The 16,991-nt window shown below is 56.9% G+C and carries 13 protein-coding genes; 6 read left to right on the top strand and 7 right to left on the bottom strand.

Annotated elements, in window-relative coordinates:
* Positions 1–35: 35 nt before the first annotated feature.
* On the bottom strand, positions 36–5,279 hold the full coding sequence (locus ACA041_RS02730; protein ID WP_497439777.1) for an NEL-type E3 ubiquitin ligase domain-containing protein: 5,244 nt from the start codon (positions 5,277–5,279) through the stop codon (positions 36–38).
* 219 nt (positions 5,280–5,498) lie between these two features.
* On the opposite strand from ACA041_RS02730, the gene ACA041_RS02725 reads away from it, so the two are divergent.
* A complete protein-coding gene (locus ACA041_RS02725; RefSeq protein WP_497439776.1) occupies positions 5,499–6,620 on the top strand; it encodes a sensor histidine kinase in 1,122 nt (373 codons plus the stop codon).
* A 184-nt stretch (positions 6,621–6,804) separates the two neighbouring features.
* Positions 6,805–7,737 carry an RHS repeat-associated core domain-containing protein gene (locus ACA041_RS02720; protein WP_497439775.1) on the top strand — a complete coding sequence of 311 codons (933 nt, stop codon included), beginning with the start codon at positions 6,805–6,807 and terminating at the stop codon, positions 7,735–7,737.
* A gap of 71 nt (positions 7,738–7,808) precedes the next feature.
* Here ACA041_RS02720 and ACA041_RS02715 read toward each other — a convergent pair whose 3' ends face one another.
* Both ACA041_RS02715 and ACA041_RS02710 read right to left on the bottom strand, forming a co-directional pair.
* Complete coding sequence (locus tag ACA041_RS02715) at positions 7,809–8,114, bottom strand: chaperone modulator CbpM (RefSeq protein ID WP_497439774.1); 306 nt, start codon at positions 8,112–8,114, stop codon at positions 7,809–7,811.
* A 23-nt stretch (positions 8,115–8,137) separates the two neighbouring features.
* Entirely contained in the window at positions 8,138–9,085 is a 948-nt protein-coding gene (locus tag ACA041_RS02710) for a DnaJ C-terminal domain-containing protein (protein ID WP_497439773.1), read from the bottom strand.
* A 298-nt stretch (positions 9,086–9,383) separates the two neighbouring features.
* Here ACA041_RS02710 and ACA041_RS02705 point away from each other — a divergent pair, with 298 nt between their 5' ends.
* Entirely contained in the window at positions 9,384–10,658 is a 1,275-nt protein-coding gene (locus ACA041_RS02705) for an Hsp70 family protein (RefSeq protein ID WP_497439772.1), read from the top strand.
* 114 nt (positions 10,659–10,772) lie between these two features.
* Here ACA041_RS02705 and ACA041_RS02700 read toward each other — a convergent pair whose 3' ends face one another.
* The 3 genes from ACA041_RS02700 to ACA041_RS02690 all read right to left on the bottom strand — a co-directional run bounded on the left by ACA041_RS02700 (position 10,773) and on the right by ACA041_RS02690 (position 13,200).
* Positions 10,773–11,786: an AI-2E family transporter gene (locus ACA041_RS02700; protein ID WP_497439771.1), complete on the bottom strand. Its 1,014-nt coding sequence runs from the start codon at positions 11,784–11,786 to the stop codon at positions 10,773–10,775.
* 247 nt (positions 11,787–12,033) lie between these two features.
* The gene (locus ACA041_RS02695) at positions 12,034–12,339 is read right to left on the bottom strand and encodes a PsiF family protein (RefSeq protein ID WP_497439770.1); all 306 of its coding nucleotides are present in this window, start codon (positions 12,337–12,339) and stop codon (positions 12,034–12,036) included.
* A gap of 72 nt (positions 12,340–12,411) precedes the next feature.
* Positions 12,412–13,200 carry an AraC family transcriptional regulator gene (locus ACA041_RS02690; RefSeq protein WP_497439769.1) on the bottom strand — a complete coding sequence of 263 codons (789 nt, stop codon included), beginning with the start codon at positions 13,198–13,200 and terminating at the stop codon, positions 12,412–12,414.
* 95 nt (positions 13,201–13,295) lie between these two features.
* Between ACA041_RS02690 and ACA041_RS02685 the strand changes: the two genes are divergently transcribed.
* Positions 13,296–14,183, top strand: coding sequence for a DMT family transporter (locus ACA041_RS02685; protein ID WP_497439768.1), 888 nt, complete (start codon positions 13,296–13,298; stop codon positions 14,181–14,183).
* Positions 14,184–14,297: 114 nt separating this feature from the next.
* Here ACA041_RS02685 and ACA041_RS02680 read toward each other — a convergent pair whose 3' ends face one another.
* Complete coding sequence (locus ACA041_RS02680; protein WP_497439767.1) at positions 14,298–15,188, bottom strand: esterase/lipase family protein; 891 nt, start codon at positions 15,186–15,188, stop codon at positions 14,298–14,300.
* A gap of 293 nt (positions 15,189–15,481) precedes the next feature.
* Between ACA041_RS02680 and ACA041_RS02675 the strand changes: the two genes are divergently transcribed.
* Both ACA041_RS02675 and ACA041_RS02670 read left to right on the top strand, forming a co-directional pair.
* The gene (locus ACA041_RS02675; RefSeq protein ID WP_497439766.1) at positions 15,482–16,012 is read left to right on the top strand and encodes a ferritin-like domain-containing protein; all 531 of its coding nucleotides are present in this window, start codon (positions 15,482–15,484) and stop codon (positions 16,010–16,012) included.
* A 162-nt stretch (positions 16,013–16,174) separates the two neighbouring features.
* Positions 16,175–16,933, top strand: coding sequence for a hypothetical protein (locus ACA041_RS02670; protein WP_497439765.1), 759 nt, complete (start codon positions 16,175–16,177; stop codon positions 16,931–16,933).
* Positions 16,934–16,991: the final 58 nt, after the last annotated feature.

Here is a 16,991-nt window from a genome sequence, read left to right as displayed (position 1 = left end):
AAAATCCGCACCCCGGCCTTTGATTCAAAGACGATTCAACTGTTATCCGATTGCACCGTAAAAGGGATTTCGACTCTTTGAAGTCTGGCTCTATCGATAGCGTCCCGGGTCAATTTCTTCAGCAGGTTATTCCTTTCGGTATCGATCAAAACGAGCTCTGCCACGTACTCCTCATCCGTCATCACGCGACCGGGAGGGACATCGGACAGTTGTTTGCCGAGTAGCGCCGCGAGCGTCGTGATTTTTTTACGCAACAGGGTACGCGCTGATACCTCGGCGGTTGGCGTCCATTGTTCTTGTGCGACTTGCAGGTCTGACACAGCGTCGATTCTGCGCCGCAAGTTGTTGAACGCTTTGCGGTTGGCGCCCTGGATATACTGGCTCCAGAAACCCTGCTCGAGAATTGAATCGCTCAGAAGATCGCCTTCCTCAAGCGCGAGTACTCGCTTGCAGGCGGCCTCTATCATCAGCGGCGTGACATCCACCTCCTCGAACATCATGCTGCGCGACTGCCAAGGCAAATCCAGGCGCTCAGCCAGGGCAGTGACAAAGGCAAGATGAATTTCCACTTCATCAATAGACCTGACGAAGTTACCCTCCTCATCCCGCTGCGCCACCAAGTCGCCGTTGCGATCATATTCAGGAAATTTCCGGCCTTGCGCCAGCAGTTCCTTGACTCTCGCTCGGGCGATCCTGCCCAGTTCGTTCAACCGTGACTTGCCTCTGGCCAGACTCACCAGCTCCGATTCCACCAACCCCTTGTTTACAAGGCCGTAGGCCTCATAGACCAATACTTCAACGCCCATGGCGTTAAAAAGCTGCGCACCGGAATCGACACACGTGGAGGGAACAAGCGCGTCTTTGAAGAGCCTTTCGCGCAGTTCGGTGCTTTCAGCTACCGCCTCCAGCATTCGCCAGACCTTGCCGGCAAGGTCGGCTCTATAATCGGGAAAAGCATCCGAGGAGCTGGAGAGTTTTTTTATTTCAGCAAAAAATGCCTCGCAACCGAACTCGTCCGCAACCGCCCCCCAGAGATCACGTTTTGACGCTCGTAGTTGTGGTGTCGCTCGCTGCGCTGGCGGCAACGCCTTGATCCAGAAACTGCTGTCGGAAATCACCGAATTGGGCGATCGCCGGTCGGGATCGAGCCCTACCGATTCGATGTAGATCCTAAGCGCTGTGAGATTTTCTGATGACAGCCATTGCCGACCGCGACTGATCAGCGTGCGCGCCACTATTTCAGCCCGGTACGACCCCGGGGCTACCACAGGTATCCGGGTAAGGCGGTTATTGGTCAGTCTCAGATCGAAATGCCGGGGTCGGGGCAGGGAAAAGACCCCGGTAGGCCATACGGCGATGCCAGTATTCGATAAGTTCAGTATGTGCAAATCAGGCATTCGGCTGATATCGGGCGGCAAGGCCAGTGGATTGTTTTCCATCCCAAGGATCTTTAACCGGGTCAGGTTCCTGATGCGCTCGATGGCGGGGCCGGTCAGCGTGATCTGGTTATTGTTCAAGTGCAATTCAAGCAGATGCGGCATGTCATCAAGCGCTGCTGGAACGCGGGTCAGCTGGTTACTGGATAGATTCAGGGCGCGAAGTTGACGGAAGAGTCCAAGAAAACCCTCCACCTCATTGCTGAATCCCGAACGACTCAATCTCAGCCGGGTAACATGATCGAAATTCGCTTCCAGCGTCGGCAAGCTACGCAGCTGGTATTGCAACGAGGTATCACTCAGATCAATGTTCTGGCCACGATAATTGCCGTAGGCGTCATGGTCTTTTGGACCGGTCCTTTGCCAAGCCTGCTTGAGGGCTTTGACGATTTTAATCCTCGCACCCCACTCTCTGACGTACTGCGGGCTGTCTCTTATGCCTGACCACTCGTTCGGCGCCCTCAACCAGTTTTGCAGGCTGTCATCCAGTTGCTCGTACTCCCGCTCGAGCCGCTTGAGCTGGCGTTCTGGCGGGTCGTCTTGAGCATTCAGGTCCGCGACGAAATCGTCGAACTCCTCAGGGGTGAAATCGGGGTAGAGCGTTCTGACCCGCTCCTCGATATTGCGCTCCCATGCACTCTGACCACGACCGCTCAAAGGGTAGCCGCGCCGACCGTCGGGCAACAGCGTCAGTGGCTTGAAGAACGGTTTACGCTGCGCCTGCATTTTCAATACAGCGCGCAGTTCATCGCGTGTCAGTGCCTGTTCATTGATCAGCGCCTTGAGATCGGCACCCTGACTCACATGGGGTACGTTCAGCGCCCGCCGTCGAGCATCCGGTAACGCGTGCTGAAGGGCGGCGTACAGGCCATCCCTGCCATGCAGGTGATTGTCGCTGGCGTCGCGTGCCTCGTACTGGCCATCTCCTATACGAACCAGCACTTTGCGCTGAAGGGCATCCTCGGGGCCGACGCTGGCTCGCAGGGCTCCAGTGAATGAGCCATCCCGGACTTCGATGCGCAAATCGCCAGGTTTGCCGAGCAATTTTCCCAGTGTATGCAGAACCAGGCTTTCAGTGTCCGGCGACGCCAGCGCCTCCAGAAAAAGCCCCTCATAAGCTCGCGACAAGCGCACCTGCTGCTGCGCCAGGCGAGCTTTTTGCGCCAGTCGCAACGGAAGGCGCCTGGTGGTCTTCATTTGGCGCAGTTCGTTCGGCGTCGCATCATCCAACAGCTCGTTTGCGAGCCTGGTCGACACAGGGGAAAAATTGCGCTGGATCAGTTGAGTCCGGGGATTTCCCAATGCCTCCCGATCTTTGGACAAACTCTGGAATATCCGGGCCCTGGCCTGATCTGCCTGGTCCGCCAATCGAGCTCGCAAGGTCAGGGTTTGCTGGTCCGGCGCAACCTGTTGGCCGACCAGGCTGGTGATTTGCTGCTCGTCGAGTGACGACAGGACACGCTCCGGCAATTGCCCCGTCATCAGCTCGGTGCGGCTGACCTTGATGACGTCAGCAGGCGGTGCAGCGATATCACCATACTGAACTGACTTGCCGCTTGTATCAGAGCCCTCGAACGCCTCAATCGCTTTAGAACGAGGCCATCCTGGCAACTCGACCATCAAGGACGCGGCATAGGCACAAAGATCATCCTGAAGCTGCCCGGCACGAATCTGTGCCCCCACTTCGCCGGCATCGGCATAGGCTTGGAATCGCGTGATGGTGTCCGCCAGCAGTGCCGGCACCGGCTCACTTTCGACATGCATTCTGCGCAGCACGTCCTCATGGGTGCCGCTGACCTTGAGCATGTGTTCGCGCTCACTCTCGGTGAAGGCATCCACCGAGTGCCCCAGACGCCGTAACAAAGTGCGTTTGGGCCACTCCCGGGGTGCGTCTACCTCATGATTCCAGGCCCCGTTGCGGTTATGGTTCAGCTCCGGCTGGTAGGCATCCTCCCGACCAGGGTGCTGGATCCGGTATGTTCCGGAGTGCGGCTCCTCTTTCAAGACGTAATGCTTGCCCTCCAGCGGCAAAATGTTCTGACCGCCATGCTGATGCAGCCCCAACTTGTCGGGTCTGGAGTTGGCTGGCAACTTGATGCTGCGCTCATAGGGTTTGAGATCGGGCTTCCACAACCGCGTCTTGCCACTGGGCAGCGTGACGGACTTCAAGCCTTCGATGAAAGGCGAAACCGTGTAGTGAAACACCGGCGCCAGTGCCGCCATCGTCGCCAGGCTCTCCAGCACATCGGTGATGTGTGCCCAGCCCGCCTCCCTGTCGCCCTGACTCAACTCGCGAGCGCCCTCGATCGTCTCGAACAACAACTGATCCGCGGTGACCAGCAGCATGGCGGCACCTACCGGCGGCACAAAAAACGCGGCGATACCGATGACAGACAGGCCGATATTCAGGTAATTGGAGAGCCGACGGTCGCGGGTGATGCCATCTTCGGCGGCGGTGGAAACGGCAATGACCTGCGCATCCTCAAGCATATGCCGACGTTTCTGGCGGAACATTTCAGTCCAGATACCGGCCATGCCAACCCACTGAAAATTCAATGAAAGTTCGGCGTGCAAATCGATATTCTGCAGTGGGTCTCGCCGCCAGTGTCGATCCTCAAGGGGTCCCACCAGTCTTGAAGCCGGGCTCAAATACTTCAGATAACCGCGCACCTGGTCCTTCCAGTACATGCCGGACGGCGCATCCAGGACCTTCTGGGTAAATCGGAGAAAAAAACGGCCGCGGTCCTTCTCCGAAATGAAACGACTGAAGAAGCGTTGATAGTCGGTGAGCGCATCCTTGGCGCTGTCGATTCGGCTGCCAGCGGGTCGGTGCATCAATTGATGGGTCAGCTGCTCTTCGAAGTCAGCGAACGAGGCGTATTTTTTTATCGGATACTCGGGATCGTCGGGAATATAGGCGATGACATAGCTGCCATCGTAACGATTGGCGTGGGTTGGAAAGAACACCGCGCATTCGGCGATTTCGTAACCCATCAGCCGAAGCGGGCTGTAGCTGATTTGCCGATGGCTGGCGGCATCTTTGACGATAGGCTGTCCATTGATCAGCTCGACTAACGAATTGTAATGCGTCAGTTCGATATCAGCCTTCAGGAAGGCGGCATAAGCGGCGGCCTGCATGGCGGCTTTTTTGCTATCGATGAAAGCCTGACTTAACGCCTGCTGATGCGCTACGCCACCCTTATAAAGAAAGTCCTTGATGTATTTTTCATACTGACCACCGATATCCAGTTTTCGACAAATCATTACAAACTGCTGAATTTCCAGGTCGGGATCAAGAACTTCGAAGCGTCCCTGCGCATCGGGCTCGGTAATGAATGAAGAGTCTTTGTCAAAGTAACCCTCCTCGGACTCGAACACTTCGAAATTATGCAATGCCGCCTGCAGCAACGAAAAGGTTCTCGTGCGCACATCACCGGTGTTCACGCCTGTCGGGATGCCGAAGAATTTGTAATCTATCGGGTAATAGAGGCGCACCCAGGTTTTTTCGACATCGAGGTCGATGGCTTCTTTGGCCAAAGCCGCAATCAATAACGGCTTGGCATATTCAGTGACACTTGCCACAGTATCAATGGTTTTATCCCATGTATTTTGCCCATGACAATCAGCTTCCATTAACGCTTTCAGTACACTGCGCTGATCCATCGAGCTATTTTCATACCAGTGCGGGAGCGTGGGCCTGATATCTTTGAGTACCTTGCGTCGTTGCGGTGAGGCCTGGACAAGGCAGTCGGGGATCGTACTTTTTATAAAGTCGAAGTGACGGCCCTTTTCATGATCGCCAGGTTCGTCAATTGTAGTTTTTTCTTCAATAGATTCAGGCATGTCGCATATCCGTATGCAATTCGATCGAACTTGAATTTACTCACTGCAGATCACCGACAACAAATCAAAATTTCATCTGCTGATGTCCGAGCATAGCGTCATGACCATTCAATGAAGCAGCCTACGACGCTGCTTCATCGGCGCTTGCAGCAGGGCCACGACAAAGCCGTCAGGATGCGCCACACTCATTGGCTATCATTGCCATGCAGACGCCCAGCCATGCGTTTATCCGAATTCATCGTGCAGCACGTAGATCGCATTGTTGACGAATGGGAAAAATTCGCCGAAGCCATCAGCGCTGGCGAGCTGGACCGCACGACGTTGCGCGATCACGCAAAGTCGATCCTGCTGGCCTCGGCAGCCGATATGCGCACGGCACAGACCACCAGCGAGCAAGAGACCAAAGCCAAAGGCGAAGGCCCGGAGAAAACCCCAAGCCTGGACGTGGCCGCTTCCTGCCATGGCGAATTGCGCCACACCGTCGGTTTCGACCTGGTGCAAATGACGTCCGAATTCCGCCATTTGCGGGCCTGCGTGATTCGTTTGTGGGTCGACAGCCTGGAATCGCCGGACATGACCTATTTCCAGGACATGATCCGTTTCAATGAAGCGATCGATGAAGCCCTCGCCGAATCCACCGCCGCCTATGCCGAACAGGTCAATCGCTCGCGGGACATCTTTCTGGCAATCCTCGGCCACGACCTGCGGGCGCCGCTGCAAGCGGTGAGCATGTCCACCGAACTGCTGCTGCGCAAAGCGCCGCTCGAAGGCGATGCGCTGACCTGTGCGATCAACATCAAGCGCGGCGCGCGGCACATGGCGGTGATGGTCGGCGATTTGCTGGAGCTGGTGCGCAGTCGTCTGGGCAAAAGCCTGCCGGTCGAACCTGTGTCCATGGACCTGGCGGACGCGGCCCGTGCCGCGATTGCCGAAGCCTGTGCCGGCAACCCGGAATGCGACCCGACGCTGAACGTATCGGGGGATACCCGGGGTGTCTGGGATACCGGGCGGTTGGATCAACTCCTGCAAAACCTGATCGGCAATGCATTGCAGCACGGTTTGAACAAGCGCGATGTGACAGTCACCCTCAGTGGTGAACCAGACAGGGTTCGCCTCACGGTGCATAACTACGGCACACCGATTCCCGAGAATGCTATTGGCACCATCTTCGATCCACTGGTGCGCAGTGCCGACGAAGAACTCGGCCAGCCCTCCACCAGCCTCGGTCTGGGGCTGTTTATTGTCAAGGAAGTGGTCAATGCCCACTCCGGGACGATCGAAGTCAGTTCCAATGAGACCGATGGCACGCTGTTTGTCGTGGTGTTGCCCCGCAAGATCTAAAAATAATACCCGGTGCATTCAGGATTTGAGCGCGTTGTTCTCGGCCTGCAGTTGCTGGACCTTTCTCAGCAGATCCAGCATGGGAACGCCTCACTATCAGTTCTGCTAGTTCCCGACACTCAGCAGCAGCGTCAAACTGGGGGCGCTGATCAATGTCTCCCCTCTTACCAAGGAAGGCTCTGCCATGCCTCACTTACCTGCTGATAACCATGCCCGCTCATTGCCGTCACGCATTGTCCTGCTAACTACCGACAACAAAAATTCGATACTCGCCGAAGTCGCAGGAGCCGAGCCCAATTCTGTTGCTTATTCCGCGTACGGCCAGCAGTCCTCGCAGCAGGAAGTCGCTACGCACCTTGGTTTCAACGGTGGCCTGCGCGAAGCGCACCTCGGCTGGTATTTGCTTGGCAATGGCTACCGTGCTTACAACCCGACATTGATGCGTTTTCATAGCCCGGACAGTTGGAGCCCGTTTAATGGAGGTGGGTTGAACGCGTATATGTATTGCGTGGGCGATCCGGTGAATTTTTCGGACCCGACTGGGCATGTTCGATGGTTACCATCATGGAAAAAAATTAAGAATTTTTTCAGCAGGAAGGGTTCAACTTATAGCCCTTTACCTAACAGTCCATCCAGCGTCTCTGTCGCTTCCACAGCCAGCACAGCCAGCACCTTATCTCCACGGCCAAAGCAGTCGCAAACACAATTGCCTACGCATGTTCTCGTTCGTCTGCCCCCCGAACACAAAAAATTACTTGCGTCTAATGAACACTCACCATTTGTACGACCTCCGCGTGAAAGACAGGCAACAGCACCGTTCATAGATTCTTCTAGACAGACGCCAATGAACGCTCAAGGCCCTACCAGGATTAGCTCAACGCCAGCCTCTGATGGCTCGTCACCTCTTGGCCCACCCATCAACAGGGCTGTGAAGCCGACCAACCCTGCTAAATGGAATGTTCCCAGGCATCATCAAAAAAAAGCCGATTTGAATCCAGTCACACGCCCTCTTCCTCTAGCTCCCGGAGATCTTGAACTTGGCTTGAGTATTGATTCACAAAGAGATGTACGAGTAAACCTGGAAGTGTTCAGCACAAATGTGAGAAACGGAAACTAAGGCAACAAACAGTAAAAGTACGCGAAGCAGCTATCTAAGCTCCTTAGATTGCGGGGGCTTCAAACCTTCAACTATTCAACCACCAACCGCCCCAACCGCTGCTTGAGCATCCGATTCTCCGCCCTTAGCTGCTGGACCTCTTCAAGCAGGTCCAGCGCCAGGGCAACACCTTCCCACTCCAGCTCCAAATCGTGCCGCAATTTCGCGGCACGCTTGGCCAGCGCCAGCTCATAATCGTTGAAACGCCAATCCTTGGGCTCTTCGCCCTGAGGTTCGAGGATGCCGTGCTCGACGATTTCGATCACGTAGACGTCCGACAGGTCGGTCGCCTCACAGAATTCTGCCATGTCCAGTTGAACGATCAGGGGGTTGCTCATGATGGGCTACTCCGTCTCTTGGATCAGAAGTGTTCTCGCGGATTGAAAGCGGCTTTTTTCGCCAGTTCCTGCCACAACGCCTTGACCTCGTCATCCGGGGCCTTGGGCATGACGGCCTTGAGTTGCACGAACAGGTAACCGCGCTCGCCGGCCTTGTTCATCAGGCCGTGGCCCTTGGCGCGCATGCGCTGACCATTCTGGCTGCCGGCGGGGACCTTGAGGTTGATCTTGCCGGTCAGGGTCGGCACTGCGACTTCAGTGCCCAGCGCCAGCTCCCAGGGGGCGACCGGCAAGGTGATGATCAGGTTCTCGCCTTCGACGTCGAACTTGGGGTGCGGCGCAAAACGAATGATCAGGTACAAGTCGCCGTTGGCGCCGCCACCGACACCCGGCGCACCCTGGCCCTTGAGGCGGATACGCTCGCCGTCGGCCACGCCGGCCGGGATCTTCACGTTCAGGCTTTTGCTGGTATTGCTGACGTGCTGGCCGGCAGCGTTGTACTGCGGCACCTGGAAGGTGACCTTCTTCGACTCGTTCGAGAGGGTTTCTTCCAGAAAAACCGGTAGTTCCATTTCCACGTCTTGCCCTCGACGTCCGGTGCTGCGACGCGACTGTCCACCATTAAAACCAGGGCCACGGCCACCGAAGATCGAACTGAAGAAGTCCGAAAAATCGCCCGTGTCCTGACCACCACCGAAACCGCCAGCGCCACGCCCCTGCCAACCCGGCGGCCCCTGGAACGGTTGGCCGTGCTGGCCATATTTGCGCAAATCGTCGTATTCGGCGCGTTTGTCGGCGCTTTTCAACGCTTCATAGGCTTCCGAGGCATCCTTGAACTTGGCCTCGGCGTCCTTTTCCTTGCTGACGTCCGGGTGGTACTTGCGCGCCAGCTTGCGATAAGCCGCTTTAATCGTCTTATCGTCCGCGGTCGGCTCCACGCCGAGAATCTTGTAATAGTCTTTGAAGTCCATCGAGGGAATCACCGTCCGTTATCGATATCGCGCCACCACCGGCAGCATGCGCTCATTGGCCGCCGCCTGGTTGACCGATCTCTAGTGTTGTGACCGGGCAGCGCATCAGAAGTTTATCGGCAGCAGTGGACAGTTCTTGCGACCATCCCGTGCCTGCCAGGCTCAATGCAGACAAGTTTGGGGCATCCGGCCATCTTATCAAGCGCCAATCGCCGAGATTTAGCGGATAGTCGGCCTTCGAATCTGTGCCGCAGTGGCATACACTGCGCGGCCGTTTTTTAACCGGAACCTGAAAGACATGAAAAACGCATCTCCAGCCCGTGCCTGTGGTATCGACTTCGGCACGTCCAACTCCACTGTCGGCTGGCTGCGCCCCGGCATGGAAACGCTGATCGCGCTGGAGGACGACAAGATCACCCTGCCGTCAGTGGTCTTCTTCAACATGGAAGAGCGCCGCCCGGTGTACGGCCGGTTGGCGCTGCACGAGTACCTGGAAGGCTACGAAGGCCGGTTGATGCGCTCGCTCAAGAGCCTGCTGGGTTCCAAGCTGATCAAGCACGACACCAGCGTCCTCGGCACGGCCATGCCGTTCAAGGACCTGCTCGGGCTGTTCATCGGCCAGTTGAAGAAGCGCGCCGAGACTGCCGCCGGTCGCGAGTTCGATGAAGTGGTGCTGGGTCGTCCGGTGTTCTTCGTCGACGACGATGAAATGGCCGACCAGGAAGCCGAAAACACCCTGGTCGACGTTGCCCGCGCCATCGGCTTCAAGGATGTGTCGTTCCAGTACGAGCCGATTGCGGCGGCGTTCGACTACGAGTCGACCATCGAAAAGGAAGAGCTTGTCCTGATTGTGGACATCGGCGGTGGTACGTCGGACTTCTCCCTGGTACGCCTGTCCCCTGAGCGCCGCAACCACGACAACCGGCACGACGACATCCTCGCCACCGGCGGCGTGCATATCGGCGGGACCGATTTCGACAAACAGCTGAGCCTGCAGGGCCTGATGCCGCTGTTTGGCTACGGCAGCCGCATGAAGAGCGGCGCCTACATGCCGACCAGCCACCACATGAACCTGGCGACCTGGCACACGATCAACTCGGTGTACTCGCAGAAGTCGACCCTGGCCCTGGGCAGCATGCGGTACGACATCGAGGACACCGGCGGCATCGACCGTCTGTTCAAGCTGATCGAGCAGCGCGCCGGGCATTGGCTGGCCATGGAAGTGGAAGAAACCAAGATCCAGCTGACCCATGCCGACAGCCGCCATGTACCGCTGGACCGCATCGAGCCGGGCCTGAGTGTGGAATTGAGCCGGGCGCTGTTCGAAGCGGCCATCGACAACCTGCTCGAACGCGTGCGCAACAGCGTCACCCAGTTGCTCAACGATGCCAATGTGCGGGTCGACCAGGTGGATACGGTGTTCTTCACCGGCGGTTCGAGCGGGATTCCGGCGTTGCGCAACAGTGTTTCGGCGATGTTGCCGAACGCGCGGCATGTGGAAGGGAATATCTTTGGCAGCATCGGCAGCGGGTTGGCGATTGAAGCGATGAAGCGTTACGGCACGATGGATTGATCTGAAACCGCGGCGCGTCCTTCGCGAGCAGGCTCGCTCCCACATTGGAATGCATTCCCCTGTGGGAGCGAGCCTGCTCGCGAAGGCGTCAGCTCAGGCACTACATCTACCGGATCAAACCATCCCCACCTGCTTCAACTCACTCTTCAAATACGCATAATAAATCGGCCCCGCCACCACCCCCGGCAGGCCGAACGCGGCCTCGAACACCAGCATTGCCAGCAGCAACTCCCACGACTTGGCACTGATTTGCCCGCCGACGATGCGCGCATTGAGAAAGTATTCGAGCTTGTGGATAACGATCAGGTAACCCAGCGCCGCGACCGCCACCCAGATCGACAGTGACAAGCCGACGATGGTGATCAGGGTGTTCGACATCAGGTTGCCGATCACCGGCAACAAGCCGAGCAGGAAGGTCAGCACGATCAGGGTCTTGGTCAGCGGCAGCTTGATGCCGAACATCGGCAGCACCACCGCCAGGAAAATCCCGGTGAAGAAGGTATTGAGCAGGGAAATCTTGATCTGGGCGAACACGATGTTACGAAACGCCTGAACCAGCAGATGCAAACGATCGAACAGTGCGGCAGCCAGCGGCTTGCGTTTGGTCAAGTCCGGCACCCGTTGCAAGGCAATGATCGCCCCCAACACCATGCCGATCAGCAGCGTCACGAACATGTGGGCCGCGTCCTTGCCCACCAGTTGCAAATCACTCAAGTGCTTGCTCATCCACTCGCCAATCGCCACGCGGAATTCGGCAGCACTGGCTGGCAGATAGGCGTCGATGAACGGCGGCAATTGCCCGCGCGCCCGGTCGACGACCCCCATGAATTTGTCGAGGGAAGCGCCGGGGTTTTCCGCCTCGTGCAGCAGGAAGCTGATGGCGCCGGCGAAGATCAACGCCAGCACGCTGACCACTAAGGTGCCCAGCAACGCCACCGCCAGCCAGCGCGCACGCCGACCTTCGATCAGCCGCTGTAATTGTGGGGTAAGCATGTTGACCAGTTCGAACACCAGCAAACCAGCCAGGAGGCTGGGCAGTAACCGCAACGGGATCACCAGCAGCAAACCACCAAAGATGATGATCCAACTGATTACCAGCAAGACTTGGCGTTGAGAAAACGTTGGCATACAGCCTCAAAACGAACGGCGATAAAGGATTGGCAGTCTGCCAGCGTTCCGATGTCAGCACTAGGGAATGTGCAGGTCGAACTTTGTCGGGGCTCAGGCAACTTTTTGTTGTGCCTGGCCCGGCCTCTTCGCGAGCAGGCTCGCTCCCACATGGGGCGGTGGTGGACTGTAACGCCGCCAATCCACTGTGGGAGCGAGCCTGCTCGCGAAGAGGCCCTCACAGCCCCCACACATCCCAACCCAGTGTTTATTTATTTTTCAGACACTCACTCATGAATGCCTTGCGCGCATCGCCCTTGAGCGCCTGGGTCGTGGCCGTGGCATTACAGGTTTTCATCTTCTCTTGCTGAGGGGTCATGGCCTTGGCGTCATCCTTGGCCGGCGCCGCTTTCAAACAGTTACTCATGAAGGCTTTGCGCTCATCGCCCTTGAGGCTTTTGGCCGTGGCGTCGGCGTTGCAGGTGGTCATCTTGTTCTGCTGGGCAGTCTCGGCGAACCCCTGGGAACAGAGCAGCAAACCGATCATCAACAAAGGGACACGCAACATCTTCATGAAGTTTTCTCCTTGTTGCCGCAACGAGGGGCGCGGCCTCGCTCTGCAGTGTAGACAAAGGCTGTTACGCCATCATCTGCGCTCAAGAGTGCTACGCCGATACTGATCGGGCGTGCATCCGGCCTGGCGCTGAAACATTGCAATAAACGCCGAGCCGGTGCTGTACCCCATATCAAAGGCAATCTCCTGAATGCTGCGAGCGCTGTCCAGCGCTTCGATCGCTGCCAGAAACCGCAACCGCTGGCGCCACTCGCCGAAACTCATGCCCAACTCCCGTGCGAACTGCCGCGCCAGCGTGCGTTCGCTGACATGGATGTGCGCGGCCCAGTGTGCCAAGGGACGATGATCGCCGGGCTCGGCCTGCATGGCTTCCAGAATGCCGAGCAACGCCGGGCTGCTGGCGTAGGGCAGGTAACATTCATGTACCGGCGCCAGTTGCAGTTGATCGACCAGCACTTGTGCCAGTCGCTTGTCGGCGTCGCGCTCGGGAATCTTCACATCTCGCGCGGCGAAGTCTTTGAGAATCGCCTTCAAAATGTCGCTGATCGCCAGCGTGCAGGCCTGTTGCGGCAAATCACTGCACAGTGTCGGTGCCAGGCAGACCGCGCGATAGTTGATCGGCTGATGGCTGTAGAAACTGTGCTCGACCTGCGGCGGCACCCACACTGCGTATTGCGGCGGCGACATGAAGCGGATGCTGCCGATTTCCATGTGCAAGACACCATTGGCCGAATACTCCAGGGTGCCCCAGGGATGACGGTGGGCCGAGGCATATTCGTGGCCATTGAAATCGGCATAACGGAAGTAAACCGCGGCCGGCAGCTCGCTGAAATCGAGCAGATCGATGTGTTTACTGTTCATGCTGTCCGGAATCAGGGGTGGATTGTCTGGATCGAAGTATAGGCTTGTATCCAGACAGGCGATAATCACCCCTCATTAACGTTCTGGTTTTCCCGATGCAATACGCTTATCCCCTGCTGGCCATTTTCATCTGGGCTGGCAATACCGTGATCACCAAAATGTCAGCCGGGGCGATCTTCCCCGCCGAGATCGGTTTTTACCGATGGCTACTGGCCGGATTGCTGTTCACCCCATTCATGCTCAAACCGGTAATCGCCCATTGGCCGGCGATCCGCCCGAACCTGGGCAAGATTTTCATCCTCGGCGTATTGGGCATGGCGGTCTATCAGAGCCTGGCGTACTTCGCCGCGACGCTGACCACGGCCACCAACATGGGGATCATTTTGTCCTTGATGCCATTGATGTCGCTGGCCATGGCGATTGTCAGTCTCGGCCAGCGCCTGACCGCCGGCGCATTGGCTGGTGCGGTACTGTCATTTGCCGGCGTACTGGTGGTCGTTTCTTCCGGCAGCCTGGGCGCATTACTGGAGCACGGTGTGAACCTGGGGGACGCGATGATGCTGATCGCTACCCTGGCTTACGCCATCTACAGCACGCTGTTGAAAAAGTGGCAGTTGCGTCTGCCGCCGCTGGTGTTGCTGTATTTGCAGGTGCTGGTGGCAGTGGTGGTGCTGTTTCCGCTGTTTGTCGCATCACCGAAGATCGGCCCGACCCTGCAGAACATTCCGCTGGTGTTGTATGCCTGCCTGCTCGCCTCAATGATTGCGCCGCTGGCGTGGATGCAGGCCGTGGTACGCCTGGGGCCGAGCCGGACCACGCTGTTTTTCAATCTGCTGCCGTTGATTACGGCGTTGATTGCGGCGCTGGTGCTGCATGAGCAATTGGCGATGTATCACCTGGTGGGTGGGGTGTTGACCCTGGGTGGGGTGATTCTTTCGGAGCGCTGGACCACTGTGTTGGGCCGTAAGATCCGAGTTGCCTGAGCGGACGCTTTCGCGAGCACGCCCGCTCCCACATTTCGACCGCGCTCATCCAGGCAACGCCAATCAAATGTGGGAGCGAGCCTGCTCGCGAAGAACGATAACTAGGTGAACCTGCTAAACCCCGGCCGCCTTTAACCGCGCCGCATGCTCGACAAACAACCGCACCGGCTGCGCCCCCTTGCCCACCAACCCCAGCGATTGATTGACGATGTCAAAGTGATCCAGCGGGTATTCATCGCCAATCACCGTCCCGAGATGCGAGCTGTAACGCCCGACCATTCCGTCGCAATGCCCGACTTCACGCACGAACGTTCTGGCAAACAAGCGGCAACTTCGATTGGTACCGTCAAACAGATTACGTCCGCGATCGGTCTTGCCTGGCTGCAAGGTCCCTGACCATGAGTAATAGCGCACGCCGTTGACCTCTTCCGGCCCGTGCCCGCCCCAAGTCAGCGGCAACCCCTGTGGATAACGCTGATTGAACAGCGCCACGCCTTCAGTCGTCAGCGATTGATGCGAGGCCGGGATATCCACTGGCAGTTTCGGTCCACGATAGCCGGTTTCCAACAGGCTCATCAACGCGCCGATCAACCGCAGCACTACACTGAGCAACCGACCCTTGGCGCTGTCTGCGGGGTAATGCTTGTGCAAATAATCGGCCAGCTCCGAACCGTGATTGGGCCCGGCCACAGACGTGACCGAGGCAACCCGGTCCGGACGTTTGGCGGCGGCATATCGGGCGGTAAGCGAGCCCTGACTGTGGCCAATCAGGTTGACCTTCTCGGCCCCGGTTTCCAGCAGAATCTCCTCGATCCGTGTCAGCAGTTGCTCACCGCGCACCTCGGTTGAGTTGAGCGGCGAGACCTGCACCGCAATCACCGTTGCCCCATCCCGGCGCAGCGCCGAGATGATCCCATACCAGTACGGATAGAGCAGTAGACGGATAAACCCGAGCATTCCCGGAACGAGGACCAGCGGATAACGCGTGGCAGTACCTTGCGACATGGGTAAACATCCTTGTGATGGGTGAGATGAAGCAAGGCTGGATGCAAGACATCCGCCAAGCTTCGACATCGAAGATGACAACTCGACGACCAGTCTATGACATCCGCCCTGCTTCAACCCCACCACACCTGCTTGATAGGTAAGCGCAATGCTCTGCAAGGACTGTCGAAGCCTGCGGTCGCTGCAATTGATCATTTACATCAAACTTTTCTCCGCGCCCATCACTCACACCTTAAGTAGCGATCACGTCCCAGATGCGTGACGCAAACCGGATTAGCCTCCAGGAGATCGAGATGAGTGACATGCATTTGTCTGATGTAACCACCCTGCGCGAACGTGCCCGCAAGAATGTCGAGAACGGCGCAGTGACGGAAAGCTACAGCGCCGACCGCGAGGAAGTACTGCGTCTGCTCAACGAGTCGTTGGCCACCGAACTGGTCTGCGTGTTGCGCTACAAGCGTCATTACTTCATGGCCAACGGCTTCAAGGCCCAGGTCGCGGCCGACGAATTCCTCGAGCACGCAACCCAGGAAGCCCAGCACGCCGACCGTCTGGCCGAGCGTATCGTGCAACTGGGCGGTGAACCCGAGTTCAACCCTGACCTGCTGTCGAAAAACTCCCACGCCCAGTACGTGGCCGGCAATTCGCTCAAGGAAATGGTCTATGAAGACCTGGTCGCCGAGCGCATCGCCATCGACAGCTACCGCGAGATCATTCAGTACATCGGCGAACAAGACCCGACCACCCGGCGCATCTTCGAAGACATCCTGGCTCAGGAAGAAGAGCATGCGGATGACATGGCCGATATTCTGAAAGATCTGTAACGGCAAAACAGCCTTATTGCACTTGAGACAAGCAATAAGGCTGCCCCATTTATCACGGCAGCAAACTAAAGAAACAAAAGCCAAATAGACACCACACCACACTTACTTATACTCGACTTCACAACAAAACCGTTGTTTATATTCAAGCAAAGGAATACAGCTATGTACATGGAAGAACGCCTTGAGTTTGTTGATACGCTGCCGAAAATTGCAGTACCAGCAAAACGACCCCTCATCAACTTGAATGTCAAAATTGTAAACAATACCAACAAAGCATCGGCCTGCGTTTTCCCTAACAATATAAGCGTGCGCTTGCCGGGCGTACAACAACAGATTTTTGATGACGTAAACCTCTGCAAACTCGTGATGCAGACTGCTGCTGACAAACTATTCCCGGAACCTGAACAAATATTTGAGTGGTATAAATACTACACTTCCGGCCTGGGCAAATTAGGCTGGGTGCTGCAAGCCAGGGACTATGAAAGCACCACCATTGACCAAGCCGGATTGACACTGGAGACACTGGCCCTGCAGCTCGCGAAGCCTCATATGGGCGACAGGGCTACGGATATCACCACCTGCTTCAAACAGGCACTGGCCGCCGTTAAAAACACACCAATCGCCCTTGAAGTCTTTAATGTCAAGAAAGAAGTAAAGCAAAATCGGAAATACGACCTCGGGCCAGTCTGGTACGATGAGAAGGGCCAAGCGAACATGATCGTCAACTGCATATCCTTCGACTCCCGTGAAGACATCACCGACGTCCTAAACTGGACGTCGACCACGCAGTCGACCACGGTAAAAAGCGGTGCGACACATGCTTACCTGGATAACAACGTGTTCCCAAAACTGCGCAACACTTTAGTTGCGAAATACGAGACCATATTCAACAATTTTGTGCTAGGCATGCCCGACTTCTAAACCATGGCTAACGCTTAAAGCCTAATTGAAATCGGCTGCCATAGTCGATTTCAATTAC

It is taken from the genome of Pseudomonas sp. LBUM1676 (assembly GCF_059695605.1).
This window is presented reverse-complemented; position numbering and strand designations above follow the sequence as displayed.